Raw genomic sequence first — 13,264 nt, 5'->3', positions numbered from 1 at the left:
CTTCCTACTTTCTCCCGCCCTGTGTTTGGTGCTTGCAGCAGCGCTGATGCCGCTTCCTGCAGCGTTGCGAGCGGCTGAATCATCAGCCGAGGCATCGACGGTCTTTCTCGATCGGCACGGTGGAATGCTGTGCGAAGTGCGCGCGACGGACGGTGTACGAGCCCGTCCGGTGCGCCTTGCTGAAGTGGGTGACCGAGTCGTCGCGGCGCTGCTCGCGGCCGAGGACAAACGTTTCCACTCTCATCCAGGCGTGGATCCGCTCGCGGTAGCGCGATCTATCGGCCAGTTCGTGTGGTCGCGTCGTGTGGTGTCCGGTGGATCGACGCTTACGCAACAGCTCGCGAGAAACCTCGTCCCGCGTCCGCGTTCGGTCGTTGGAAAATTGCGAGAAATGGCGCTCGCTTTGCGGATCGAAGCGTCGCTGTCGAAGGATCGAATTCTCGAGGAATATCTCAATCGAATTTCATTCGGCCCGGCGATTCGCGGTGTGGAAGCTTCGAGTCGGTACTATTTCGACAAACCAACGCGCGATCTTTCATTGGCCGAAGCAGCAGCGCTCGCGAGCATGCCGCGTGGCCCGACGCTGTACGATCCGCGCCGCGGGACGGCTCGGCTTCTGCGCCGGCGTGATCGCGTGCTGCAGAGGATGCTCGACGCGGGCTTTGCCACGCCGGACGATGTCGATCGCGCGCTCGCGGAGCCGCTCGCGATCTCACCTCGGGGTGCGGGGCAGGGGATTCCGCACCTGCGCAGGGCGATTCTGTCAGCAGGCATCTTGTCGCCCTGGGGACCGCTCTCGGGCCGAGCTTCGACGGTGACGACGACGATCGATCGAGGTTTGCAGCGCGAGGTGGAAATCCTTGCAGTTCAAACGATTGAGCGACTCGCGCCGCGCAACGTGTCGGCCGCGTCGGTCGTGGTGCTCGATAACGCGACCGCGGAAGTGCTCTCCTATGTTGGATCCCCGAACATCGACGACGAAGTGCGGCTTGGGCACAACGATGGAGTCCTTGCGCGCCGTCAGCCGGGGTCGGCGTTGAAGCCTTTCGTGTATGGGCTCGGAATGGAGATGCTTGGGTTTTCGGCGGCCAGTGTCGTGCCGGATGTGGACGTATCGTTTCCCGAGCCCGAGGGCGATTATCATCCGCACAATTACGACGGGCGATTTCACGGACCCGTGCGCGTGCGCGAGGCGTTGGCGAATTCGTTCAATGTTCCTGCGGTGAATGTAACGGCGCGAATTGGCCCCGAAAAACTATTGAAAAAACTTCACGATGTGGGGTTTTCTTCGCTGGATCGGTCGGCGCGTGAATACGGATTGGCGCTTGCGCTCGGTGATGGTGAGGTGCGCCTGCTGGAGCTTGCGGCCGCGTATGCAACGCTCGCGCGGGGCGGCGTGTACATGCCTGTTCGTGCCGTGCGCAATGCAAAATCGAAGAATGGCGACACGCTCGCCGCTGGCGAGACAGAACCCCATCGCGTCTTCGATGAACGCACGGTATTTGTCTTGACGGACATTTTGAGCGATCGACATGCGCGTTTATCGAGTTTCGGCGAGGACAACGTGCTCGAATTCGATTTTCCCGTTGCGGCGAAGACCGGCACGTCGAAAGGATTTCGCGACAATGTCACGGTGGGTTTTTCCTCGCGAATAACTGTTGCCGTGTGGGTCGGTAATTTCGACGGATCGCCGATGAGCGGCGTGAGCGGTATTTCCGGGGCTGGACCGCTTTTTCACGATGTCATGCTCGCCGCTTCGAGGGTTTTTCCTGGCGAGTCATTCAAGCGACCAGAAGGACTCGTCGATGTGCAGGTGTGTCCTCTTTCGGGCGGCCGTCCGACGACGGATTGCCCGCATCAGCGAACCGAGGTCGTGCCGCGTGGAATGCAGCTTTCGCCGTGCGACATGCACGAGCGCGTACGCATCGACAAACGCAATGGTTTGCGTGCAGGACCCGCATGTGCGGACGCATTCGTAGAGGCGCGCGTGTTCGAGCGATATGCGCCGCTGTATTCGGCATGGGCCGAAGGAGCAAAGCGTCCGCTCGTCCCGGTCGGCTCATCGCCGTTTTGCCCGGACGATTCTCGAGTCGTCGCTACGGATCGGATACGCATTGCATATCCACCGGACGGGTCACGGTTTATTCTGGATTCATCATTGGCCTCGCGCGAAGCCATTCATGTGCGAGCGGATGTTCCGCGATCGGCGCACAGCGTGCGCATTTTCATCGATGGACGCCCGCATTCCGTAACGGCTCCGCGGTGGAGCCATTCCGTGCCGCTCGTGCGTGGCAGGCATGAAGTATACGTGGAGGCAGATGGGCAGCGTTCGGACGTGGTGGTGTATGAAGTGGAATGATCACGGAGGCGGCTGGGCGAATCGCCTGTCGCCCGGGAACGGCGTCGCCGATTCGCGCAAGCGAAGATCGTCATCGACGATTGCAGGCTCCGGCGGGATCTGAATACCCAGCGCACGCAGGCCCGCGCGGTCGTTGTATCGAAGCTCGACTGTCTGCGTTGGGCTCGCGCTGTCGCGAATGAACGCCGTTTGACGCACCCGAGATTCGTGTTGCTCGCCGAATTGCGTTCCAAGACCCGGACGATCGGTCGGTTTTTTGGCAGCCGATGACCTGCCCTCGCCAGCTCTGGGCGCGGCGCTCGGTGCGGCGCTTCTCGGGCGTGGTCGGGGCACGATTTCGATGGGCTGCTCCACGCGTTCGCGGAAAATCGCGACACCAATCACGCCGACGTTGCGATCTTGCCCCGTTCGACCAGCGTACGAATCGGGCACCGACGTGAAACGAAATGCCGCGACCGAATTCATCGACGTGCGAAACCCATCAATCGTCACGCTCCCGAATGCTGGAACGACGTATCCTCGCTTCGACAACGTTGCCGTTTGGCCATCGATGGCATCGAGACCATCGACGGAAACGACGGCTTCGACGCGATTCGCCGTCGGATTCGTGACGCGAATGCGATACCGCTGTCCGAGACTTCCCATGACGTACTTTTTTCCGTTGTGGAAAAACATGGGCAGGTTGTTCATGCCGTCGTCGATGAGCTCGGCTTGAAATTGCGCTTGCACCGGAGGCGGACGCCAGGGCGGCGGGCGGCGCGTAAGGCGGCTAGGGGAGGGTTCGTCGGCTAGGGCGGAATCGGTGGAGGCGAAGGCGATGAAGCCGAGGCCGGCGATGGCGAGGAGGGGTAGGGTGCGACGCAGCATGGCGGTTGAGACGCGCGAGCTTTGGGTTCGATCTCAACTTTTTTCACATCCCGCCCATGTCCAGTGCCAGCCCATTCAATTCAGCACGAAATTGTTGAGCGCCTGCACGATGACCCCGATGATGCTTTCGCCCGCGATGAGCCCGGAAGCGACCGGGATGATCATGTCGTCGTACTTTTTGCCCTGCTTGGCAACCACCGCGCCGACGACCGCACCGAGGAACATCGCGAGGCAGTAATAGAACGGCAGGATGAAGCCAAGGCCCACGCCGGTTGCTGACGGCAGGTATTTTTTGTATTTGGGCAAGAGGCGTTCGGCGAGCACGAGCACGATACCCACGACGATGCCGACGACAATCGTTTCGCGAGCGAACGGATGCAGGTTGCCAATACCAACTTTGAAGATTTCCGCAACGGCTTTCCATTGTTGTGCAGCGGGCGCGGGAAATGCCGGGTTGTCTCCCACGAGCACCTGCGCGCGGGGAACGAGAATGAAAAAGCCAATCGTCGTCGCAATCGTTCCGGGAACGATACCGAGCAATTGGGCGATGAATTGGCGTCGAGGGTTTGCTCCGAGCAAATAGCCCGATTTCAAATCCGTCAAGAGGTCGGCGCTCGCGCTCGATGCGCCCGCGGTAATGCCCGCCGTCATCAAGTTTGCCGTGGCGCTCTGCGGAATCAATCCGCCATAGATGAGCTGCATGATCTTGCCCATGGCGCCGGTCGGCGTGATGTCGGTTTCACCCGTTGCGCGACATGCAACGAGCGCCAGGACGAACGTGAGGAATACAGCAAGAATGCCGAGGTGCGGCGGAACATCGAAAAACTTCCATGCAATGCCCACGATGCCAATCGTGGCCACGGTCCCGCCCACCGTGAACCAATGCATCGGGACCTCCACGTCGCCGTGCGATCCCCCATCACGAGCGGCTTTGCCAAACCCTTGAAATGCGCGCACGATGGTCTTCCATTGCAGCGCGAAATTGAGAATGCCCGACGAAACGAGCATGGGAGCGCCGAACCACAATCCGATTTCTTTCCACGCTTTACCCGGGGCCGTCACGGCGAGCACCGATTGACCAAGCGGATTCACCCACGATTCAAACAGGCCCATCGGCGCGAGCACCGCGATGAGAATCAACCCACCCGCAATCATGGATAGCGTTATCCGAACGCCCACGAGCGCACCGGCGGCGACGAGCGCTACGCCGTGATCCAAAACGACGTTCCAGCTCGACCACGCTTTGGCCTTGCCACCAGCCGTGACCGTTGGGAGCCAATCGAAAATGGGCGTTTGTCCTGGAACGAGCGCCGTACGCGTCAGTTTGCCGGCGGCATCGACAGCTCCGAGCGACGCGGCCAAACCTTTGAAAGCATTGAGCTTCAAAAGGTCCAAATCCTTGAGCAGCGGAATGAAACTGGAAATGGCAGCGGCTGTCATCAACGCTCGGCCTTTGGCACCAGCAGCCTCCACAGCTGTGATAGGTTGTGCCCTAACAGCACCTGCGATACTTGGTGCCGTAGCAACCGTGATAGCTTGTTTCGTAGCAGTCGCGACACCTTCGCTGTACAAGCTTTTCAACGTCGTTGCAGCCGCCGTTCCCGTCGGGAAACGCAGCCGTTCTTGATTGATCATGTTGCGCTTCATCGGAATGGCGAGGACCGTACCGAGCAGCGCCAAGAAAAAGGTCCATGCGGCAAGCACCGCCCACGGCAAGTGCGTCCCTTCCGGCCTTTCCGGCGTAATGCTGAGCATTAAAAGCGCCGGAATTGCCGACACCATCGTACCGCCCGTGGCATATCCTGCGGCCGACGCGGTCGATGCCATGCAATTGTTCTCGAGGATCGTCATGTGGGTCTTAGCGATACCAACCCGGACGAACGCTCCCCAAATCGTAAACGACAGAATGGCCGCGGTGATGCTCACACCGAGGTGCCAGCCTGTTTTCAAACCGACGTAAAGGTTGGTGAAGGCAAGGAGAAATCCGAGACCGCTGCCCATCGCGATGGCGCGCACCGTGAGTTGCGCGGCGCCTCCGCGGTACGCTTGGGCGTACCATTCCTCTTCGGACAGTTGTCCGACGGCATCGGGCGACAGCTCGATCGGTTTGCCCTGTTCGATCTCCGCTGCCGTCACCGGAGCTCGCTGAAAGAGCGGACCTTCGTCGGGAGGAGCGGCAGTAGGCGCCCCTTGGGCCTTGTCTTCTGCGGTTTCCCCCTGGTTCGTTTCGACGACCTCGTTCGCGTCGACGGCCTTGTCGGTCTCGCTCATGGCCGTTACATATCACGATCTCACGGTTGCAAGATCGTTTCGTTCATCGAAACGCGATCTCAGGGTTCTGCACCTCGCGCGCCAGCACTTCGCGCTCATTCGGCAGGTAGTTTCGAACGGCAGCGTCGAGCCGTGGATCTTGGATGTGGTGGAGACTGTGGGTGATTGTCGGCTCGAACCCACGCGACATCTTGTGTTCACCGCCGGCGCCAGGTTCGAACCGACCGAGCTTGCGCAAAATGCATTGCTCGATCGAGTGGTAATAACAAACGTTGAAATGGAGGAATGGCCGGTCTTCGATGGCGCCCCAGTAACGGCCAAACAGCGCATCCTTTCCGACGAAGTTCCACGCACCTGCAATGGGCCGGCCTTCGTGACGAGCCATCACGACCTCGACGCCGTCCCCGAGTTTGTCCACGATTTCCTCGAAGAACGCGCGATTCAGGTATTGCCTGCCCCAATAAAACTTATTCACGGTGCTCGTGTAAAACCTGTATGCAATGTCGACTATCTCCGGCGTGATGTCTTTGCCGCACAACGTTTCGATTTCTATGTTTTGCGCAGCCATTTCCCGTCGCTCCCGCTTCCATTGATTGCGCCGCTTCGACGAAAAACGCCCCAAGAAATCATCGTACGTTACATATCCGTGGTTTTTCCAATGAAACTGAATGCCGTACCGCTCGGCCAAACCGGTCTGCGCAAGAAGCGATGCTTGCTCCGGCGAAGGAAAAAGTACATGCGCGCTCGATACCTCGATCTTGTCGACGATGCGCCGTAATGCTTCTGCAAGTGCACGGGCGAGCGTGAGCTCGTCTTGACCATCTGCAATGAATAGACGAGGCGCCGTCGCAGGCGTGAATGGAATGGCGACGATGAGCTTGGGATAATACTGAATCCCTGCTCGATGCGCCGCATTGGCCCAAGCGTGATCGAACACGAATTCGCCTTCGCTGTTGCCCTTGAGGTACACAGGCGCTGCGCCAACCAGGCGATCCCCGTCGTGAAACGTCAGATGGTGCGGCATCCATCCGACCTCGGGACGAACGCAACCCGTTCGTTCGAGCGCGTCGAGGAACGCCCATGAAAGGAACGGCGCTTCGGAGACGCCACGCAAGGCGTTCCAAGCGTCTTCGGGCACTTCGCGGATCGATTCGTGAACGCGGACTTCCAGCACCCGGGGCAGTGTCGGTGGTTTGGCTCGGGAAATCAAGGGGCGCTGAGCGTCATGGCTCATCTAGCCGCTCGGCGAAGCCGGCACCGTTCGCCTGCCCAGCCCACTCGCTTTTCATGAACGCGGGGAGTGCTTCGCGAGCGGCATTGTCGCTCGTGTCGTCATTGCTCTCTCGCGACCGCACGCGAACGTGGAGGAAATATCCTCAATCGCCTCCGAAAAAATCTGGCGCTGGAATTGAAAGACGATCCTTCATTGCCGCGCGATCTCGAGGGGCAAGTCTTCGGCTACTTGGGTCCTCGAACCCACCGCTGCTCCGACAAACTTTGGCTTGACATGGCTCGCCGCGCGATGAGAGTGTTCTTGCATGAGCGCGTTCATTCCGGGCATTGGCGAGTCGGACTTCCGAAACTTCCGCGAAGCGGGTTTTGGTTATGTCGACAAGAGCTTCTTCATCAGCGACATGCTCGCCGACCCGGCGCTCGCGCTGCGCTTTCCAAGACCTCGGCGGTTCGGCAAGACAATCAACCTGTCGATGCTCCGGTATTTCCTCGGCAAGTCCAAGGAGGACCTGTCGCACTTGTTCGAGGGCCTGGCGGTCACGCGTGACGCGAAAGCGATGCAGCATTTTCAAAGGCATCCGGTCATTTCGGTCAGCTTCAAGGACGTCAAGGCGGATACGCTGTCCGGAACGATGGCGGGCATTCATGCTCAATTAATGACGGCGCTCATCGAACATCGTTACCTGCTCGACGATCCGCGTATCGATCCAACGCTCGCCCGACTCATTCGCCGCGTGCTCGATGGCGAAGTGACCCATGATGAGCTCCCGTATGTATTCCAGTGGCTTTCCCAGGCGCTTCATGCGCATCACGGCGAACGGGTGGTCATTTTGATCGACGAATACGACACGCCGGTGCAATCGGGCTACATGTACGACTTCTTCGACAAGATCGTCTTGTTCTTCCGCAGCTTCTTTTCTGCGTGTCTCAAAGACAATCCGGCCCTGTTCAAAGGTGTGCTGACGGGTATCTTGCGGGTGTCGAAGGAGAACATGTTTTCGGGCCTCAATCATATCATGGCGTATTCGATCATCGACACGAACTACAGCACGGTGTTTGGGTTCACCGAGGACGAAGTGGCGGCCATCATTCCGCCGGAGCGATTGCAAGACGTGCGCGATTGGTACAATGGGTACATCTTTGGCGGGCACGTCATTTACAATCCCTGGTCGATTCTCAATTACATCCGTGAAGGCTTGCTCAAACCCTATTGGGTCAATTCGGGTTCCAGCGATCTCATCGACTACCTCGCGGCCAAGCTTGGCCTCGGCTTGACGAAAGTATCCGAGGCGCTCTTGCAAGGCGAAGCGATCGACATGCCGATCGATTCGAATATCGCGCTGCGGGACATCGACAAGAACGAAGATGCGTTGTGGAATTTTTTGTTGTTTGCGGGGTATTTGAAGCCGGTACAGTTCGAATTGGTGGCCGGCCGATATTACGGCAAGCTGGCCATTCCCAATCGGGAAGTGAAACTGGTTTTCGAAGACATGTTCCGCAATTGGCTGTACAAGGCGGCGCCGTCGCGCGACTACATCGATGATCTGGTGCAAGCTATTTTTGCGGGCGATGCGGAGACGATCCAAGAGATCCTCGAGGACATGTTCTTGCGCATCTTGTCGTACCAGGACGCTGCAGGACGCCAGCCAGAAAAGTTGTATCACGGCTTGATCTTGGGATTGCTCGTGCATTTGGAAAACGAATACGATGTGCGCTCGAATCGGGAATCAGGGCGGGGACGAGCGGATGTGCTGATACGCCCGAAAACGCCGGGCAATCCGGGGGTGGTCATGGAATTCAAGGTGCTCAGGCGGAGCGAAACGCCCGAGCAGGCACTCGTGCACGCGGCCAAGCAGGTACGGGATCGCAAGTATGCCGAAGACGTGCGGGCATCGGGGGCATCAGTCGTGCACGAATACGCGATGGTCTTCGACGGGAAAAGGGCGTGGGTGCGCAAGGTCGAAGCTTTGCTCGACGCGGCACCGTAGAGCGAGCGGCCGGGAGGCTTTGACCTCGGCTGTCAGCGCCAATGTCAGCGTTTCGCCTTTCGCGCCGCCGCGTTCGGTTGAGCTCGCTTCAGCCCCACGACGTCACGCAAGGCATCGGCGAGCGTTCGCAGGACGCGCACCCCGCCAAATGAAACATCGAGCTCTACCGCGCGACGCGCGAATTCGGGCGATAACCCCACGACGGAACATTCGGTGCCGAGGAGCTTCAAGGCGGTCACGGTCGAGCCGAGCCGTTCGGCGACTTGATTGTCGACGGAATCGAGGCCCGTCAAATCGAGCACGACGTGCGAGGCCATTTGATCCACGACCCGCTGAAGCAGCTTCGCATTCAGCAGTTCTGCACGCGTTTCGGACAATGCACCGACGACGGGGACCACGAGCACGCCGTCCCATACTTGCAGAATGGGTGAAGATAGCGAACGAATGAGGGCTTCTTTTTCGTCGAGCTCTCGGTGCTTTTCGCGCAGCTCCGCCGTGGCCGTCTCCACTTGCGCCGTCAGCCGTGCTTCGGCAGCGCGAATTTGTTCGGCCCGCAGCCGCTGCAATTCTTCGTCGAGCGTCCGATCCCACGCGCGTACGGAAAACGTCACCACGGGCGGGTCGGAATCCACGTCGACCTCTTCATCGGCCCAGCAGCGTTGCCCCAGCGCATGGCCGAGAATGCCAATGACTTTGCCTTGAAGGAACGGACAGCCCCAAAGCCGCCCGCCTGCCTTTTGCATGCGCAATTCCCAGGGATTGATTACGCGCACTTCGGCCGTACAAGACTCGATATCGAAAAACGGCATTTCAAAGGATCCCCACCCCGCCGTACTCACCGCCTTGCCCCACGCCAGAAACCCCTCGACGAAATTCGAGCCGAGCACGGTCACCATCGAGTTGTAGTCTTCATCGGTTCCCAGACTGGACGAATGCGCGACGAGCATGCGGAAAAGATCGACGCCGATCTCTTCCACCAAAGGCTCGAGCAAGCGGAACATCGACGGGTTGGCCCAAAACAGAACGGACGAGAGCCCGAAGAAGGAAACATCGCCGGCGGGCGGATCCCAAACGATCGGTACATCGTTAATCGTGATGGAGGGGCGGTCAGCCATAAGCGTACGCGACCCTATCAGATGATCGATGACAATCAAGGAAAATATTTTATCACGTTCGCCGCAAACCTACGTCGGCTACCAGCGCCCCCGCACTTCAATGGCACCGAGCCCCATGCGCAGAGCTGCTTGCACACCATTGCCCGATTTCTTCGCGTCTGCCGGCGCCGTCGCAACGAGAATGACGCCAGTCAACGCGAGCGCGCCTCCAACGACGAACATCGCCGTCGATGCATTGCCGAATTTTTGCGCGTCGAGCCGTAAGGCCGTACCAATCTCGTCACACGCACTGGTCTCGTCGCAATGCCCGTCCTCTTTGCTATCGGCATGCTTCGACAAGGCCAATCCGCCGAGCACCGATCCCGCCACCAATGCCGCTCCGCCTACGCCAATACCTACGAAACCTGCAATGCGGCGTCCGGACGGCGGTGGTGGTGGCGGCGGCGGTGGCGGTGATTCGTCGGACTTCCAGTCGGGCGTCACCGATACGTCCGTCAATTTGCCCATCGACGCTTCATGTCGCGCGGTCCACGTATTTTTGCCCGACGCTGAAACTTGAATGGTAATCGTCCCAGGATCGACGACCATTTCGTTGCCCCATTCCGCTTCGGGGACATCGACCCCATTTTGGGAAATGGCGAGCCCAGGAGCCTTCCTGATGCTCGACGGCACATTGATTCGAAGTCGCGGAACGATGGCTTCGAGCTTTTTGATTTCCACGGCGCTCGCGGCCGCAACCTGCGCGCTTGCTGCGCCTGCTGCGCCATCCGCCTTCGATTGCGCGTCGGCCCATTCCTTCGCAAGTCGAAATTGCTCGAGCGCCGTCGCAGGTTTGCCCACCGCGACATGACACAACGCCAAAGCCATTCCCGTCGTGGGACGCTTGGGTGACAATGCGAGCGCCTGTTTGAACTTCAAACATGCTTCCGCATACACGCGCTGAGCTTCAGCATGTTGACCCTTGCCCTCGAGTTTATCGGCTTGCTCCATGGCATTCTTGCCGGCCATGTGAAGCGCCTTGGCTTCGTCGTCTTGCGCAAACACCGGTTCGGGCAATGCGGTGAGCAGGAAAAATGCAAACGCACATCTCGCAACGGCGTTGATTCGATTCTTTGTCATGGCAGCTCGAGCATTGCGAATCGTAAATCAGAAGTCGGGAACTTTGCTGGTCGGCGGTTTCGTCACCGGCGGCTTTGTCTCGACGGCTTTGTGCGTCGTTGGGATCGGCGCCGACGGTGCGACCCCAACACTCTCTTGTGGTTTTGCGACGCTCTCTTGCGGTTCGGCCACGGGTTCTTCCACCACTCGCTCAACCGTTGCCATTGGCATTGCGGACACGACAGGCGCGAGATTCTCGGGCGGCACAGTCGATCGCACGACCACGGGGTCGTCGGATGCGGTAGAGAGCGCCACGACCCATCCGGTCAGGCCCACGGCGATGATCGCACCGACCGCGAGACCAGCCACGAGCCACGTTTTCCCTCGATTGCCCGAAGATGTGCCATTCGGGCCACCCCATGCTCCATCGGTTTGTCTTGGCGCTGGTGCTGGCGCGGAAAAACCTTGTGACCTTGCCGGTGCGATGGGTTCGGATTGCAGCGGCGTGGCGACTGTCGGCACGTACGGCAAATTGGCTCCGAAAGGTAGGGGTTGCGCGGCAGTCGTTGCATTCGTGACGTTGAGGCGCGGCAATCCGTGCGGACCTATGGGAACTCCCATAGCTTGTGGACCTGGCGCGACCGGTCTCTGCTCCTTGACGGTTGCCATGTCCACGTGATCAGGGCGCGAATACGCGGGTGGAGGTGGGAGGCCCGAGGGGGCGTGGGACCAATTTGATGATATGAACGGGTGCAATGCCGCCATCAAATCGGGCACCGAGGCGAATCGGCGATGGGGTTGTTTTTCCAAACAGCGCAATACGATGGCATCGAATTCGCGTGGAATGCCCGGGCGTACATGGCTCGGAGGCACAGGCGCATTCGTGAGCACCTTCGTCACGAGCTCGGTCATGCTTTCCGCGATGAATGGAACCTCGCCCGTGACGAGCTCGTGGAGGATGATGCCCAAAGACCAGATGTCGCTTCGAGCGTCCGTCATTTTGTTATTGGCCATCTGTTCGGGGGCCATGTACACGGGCGTTCCGATGATGGTGCCGGTTTTTGTGAGGGCAGGACCGACTTTGTTGGGGTCGAGGTCCTTGGAGATGCCAAAGTCGAGGACCTTCACGCATGGCGTACCATTGGGCCTGCACGTGAGAAACATGTTGGAAGGTTTCAAGTCGCGATGGACGATCCCGAGGGCATGCGCTTCGGCAACGGCTTCGCATGCTTGATACGCGTAGAAGGCAGCTTCGCTGACGGGCAATGCGCCGCGTTTGTCCAAGATGGCGCTGAGGTCGTCACCCGTGAGGTGTTCCATGACCATGTACGGTGAGCCGTCTTCGAGCGTTCCGACGTCGTGGACGCGAGCGACGTGTTCGCCTTTCAAACGTGCGGCCGAACGAGCCTCGCGCATGAAACGCTCGCGGGCGTCGGGGTACATGAGCGCTTCGGGCAGCATCATTTTGATGGCGAAGAGTTCGCCCAAGTGTTCATGCCGAGCGGCGACGACGAACCCCATCCCACCTTTGCCGAGCACCCTTTCGACACGGTACTTGCCGAGCAGGATCGAGCCAACTTGCGGCGCTACATGCATGATCGAACTCCGCGACGCGCGTTTGGGCGATGCTACCAGAGGTTGCGCGGAGGTGGCAAGTTATCGTGCTCTTGGTGATGGATCGAGAAGGCGCGACGAGCATGCCGTCGTGCTGCAAATGGGAGAAAGGGCATGCCGCGCATCCTGCCAAACCCTTCAGGGTTTGGCATCATTCGCTCACGCACCGAACATGGGCCACGTTCGCCACCACACCGCTGTAGCTCGAGGAGCCAACGGTGAAGTCGACGATCCACACCTCGGTTGCAGGTGCCTTTGCCCACGGCGACGACGTCCAGAAAGGCGTGATTGGCGTCGTGGGTGTGTCTGGAAAGGCCGTCGGGTCGATGGCCGGCTTCGCCCGCGTTCGATCTGCGATGGTTTGCAATTCCTTCATGCTGGGCAAACGCCAAGCTTTACCTTCGATGTTGAGGTTGGCGCAATGGGTGTTGGCGTCGGCCCAGGTGACCATACCCGCAGAAATCGGTCGTTCCCATGTCAGCTTCGTTTTCGTGTCGTAAACGGTTTCGGTGTTCAAGGTGTAATGGCCGTCAGGAGCATCGGCATGGCCGTGATTGGCCCAAGACGCAGCGACGGCCCAAGCGGCAATGATGAATATCCGATTGAAATGACGGGAAGGTCTGCTCATGTGCGTGACTCCTTCATGAGCTCGAGGTCGAAAAAAGGGTAATGGGCAACTGCATCGTGTTCTTTTGCTTGGAAGCGTCGAATCGCCGTAA

At 59.4% G+C, this 13,264-nt stretch carries 9 protein-coding genes; 2 read left to right on the top strand and 7 right to left on the bottom strand.

The features are described 5' to 3' along the window. The first annotated feature begins 46 nt into the window (after nucleotides 1-46). Nucleotides 47-2,359, top strand: coding sequence for a penicillin-binding protein 1C (pbpC, locus tag IPM54_07310; GenBank protein ID MBK9259634.1), 2,313 nt, complete (start codon nucleotides 47-49; stop codon nucleotides 2,357-2,359). Here pbpC and IPM54_07305 read toward each other — a convergent pair whose 3' ends face one another. From IPM54_07305 to IPM54_07295, 3 genes are all read right to left on the bottom strand, one after another. Further along, nucleotides 2,360-3,226 carry a hypothetical protein gene (locus IPM54_07305; GenBank protein ID MBK9259633.1) on the bottom strand — a complete coding sequence of 289 codons (867 nt, stop codon included), beginning with the start codon at nucleotides 3,224-3,226 and terminating at the stop codon, nucleotides 2,360-2,362. Nucleotides 3,227-3,301: 75 nt separating this feature from the next. Beyond that, nucleotides 3,302-5,497 (bottom strand): OPT/YSL family transporter, encoded by a 2,196-nt coding sequence (locus tag IPM54_07300; protein MBK9259632.1) that lies wholly within the window; start codon nucleotides 5,495-5,497, stop codon nucleotides 3,302-3,304. Between the two features lie 43 nt (nucleotides 5,498-5,540). Continuing rightward, nucleotides 5,541-6,731: an N-acetyltransferase gene (locus IPM54_07295; GenBank protein ID MBK9259631.1), complete on the bottom strand. Its 1,191-nt coding sequence runs from the start codon at nucleotides 6,729-6,731 to the stop codon at nucleotides 5,541-5,543. Nucleotides 6,732-7,035: 304 nt separating this feature from the next. On the opposite strand from IPM54_07295, the gene IPM54_07290 reads away from it, so the two are divergent. Beyond that, entirely contained in the window at nucleotides 7,036-8,718 is a 1,683-nt protein-coding gene (locus tag IPM54_07290) for an AAA family ATPase (protein MBK9259630.1), read from the top strand. Between the two features lie 44 nt (nucleotides 8,719-8,762). On the opposite strand, the gene IPM54_07285 is transcribed toward IPM54_07290, so the two are convergent. The 4 genes from IPM54_07285 to IPM54_07270 form a co-directional block, all read right to left on the bottom strand. Continuing rightward, entirely contained in the window at nucleotides 8,763-9,833 is a 1,071-nt protein-coding gene (locus IPM54_07285) for an STAS domain-containing protein (protein ID MBK9259629.1), read from the bottom strand. Nucleotides 9,834-9,911: 78 nt separating this feature from the next. Further along, the gene (locus IPM54_07280; GenBank protein ID MBK9259628.1) at nucleotides 9,912-10,952 is read right to left on the bottom strand and encodes a hypothetical protein; all 1,041 of its coding nucleotides are present in this window, start codon (nucleotides 10,950-10,952) and stop codon (nucleotides 9,912-9,914) included. A 27-nt stretch (nucleotides 10,953-10,979) separates the two neighbouring features. Continuing rightward, nucleotides 10,980-12,527 carry a protein kinase gene (locus tag IPM54_07275; protein ID MBK9259627.1) on the bottom strand — a complete coding sequence of 516 codons (1,548 nt, stop codon included), beginning with the start codon at nucleotides 12,525-12,527 and terminating at the stop codon, nucleotides 10,980-10,982. Between the two features lie 169 nt (nucleotides 12,528-12,696). Continuing rightward, nucleotides 12,697-13,173, bottom strand: coding sequence for a DUF1566 domain-containing protein (locus IPM54_07270; GenBank protein ID MBK9259626.1), 477 nt, complete (start codon nucleotides 13,171-13,173; stop codon nucleotides 12,697-12,699). Nucleotides 13,174-13,264 lie beyond the last annotated feature (91 nt).

It is taken from the genome of Polyangiaceae bacterium (assembly GCA_016715885.1).
Classification (GTDB): Bacteria; Myxococcota_A; Polyangia; order Polyangiales; family Polyangiaceae; genus Polyangium.
This window is presented reverse-complemented; position numbering and strand designations above follow the sequence as displayed.

What these genes read in the sequence shown, in the direction of transcription:
- IPM54_07295 (MBK9259631.1), bottom strand. Translation starts at nt 6,731, where the DNA reads ATGAGCCATGACGCTCAGCGCCCCTTGATTTCCCGAGCCAAACCACCG.
- IPM54_07305 (MBK9259633.1), bottom strand. Translation starts at nt 3,226, where the DNA reads ATGCTGCGTCGCACCCTACCCCTCCTCGCCATCGCCGGCCTCGGCTTC.
- IPM54_07275 (MBK9259627.1), bottom strand. Translation starts at nt 12,527, where the DNA reads ATGCATGTAGCGCCGCAAGTTGGCTCGATCCTGCTCGGCAAGTACCGT.
- IPM54_07300 (MBK9259632.1), bottom strand. Translation starts at nt 5,497, where the DNA reads ATGAGCGAGACCGACAAGGCCGTCGACGCGAACGAGGTCGTCGAAACG.
- IPM54_07285 (MBK9259629.1), bottom strand. Translation starts at nt 9,833, where the DNA reads ATGGCTGACCGCCCCTCCATCACGATTAACGATGTACCGATCGTTTGG.
- IPM54_07280 (MBK9259628.1), bottom strand. Translation starts at nt 10,952, where the DNA reads ATGACAAAGAATCGAATCAACGCCGTTGCGAGATGTGCGTTTGCATTT.
- pbpC (MBK9259634.1), top strand. Translation starts at nt 47, where the DNA reads ATGCCGCTTCCTGCAGCGTTGCGAGCGGCTGAATCATCAGCCGAGGCA.
- IPM54_07270 (MBK9259626.1), bottom strand. Translation starts at nt 13,173, where the DNA reads ATGAGCAGACCTTCCCGTCATTTCAATCGGATATTCATCATTGCCGCT.
- IPM54_07290 (MBK9259630.1), top strand. Translation starts at nt 7,036, where the DNA reads ATGAGCGCGTTCATTCCGGGCATTGGCGAGTCGGACTTCCGAAACTTC.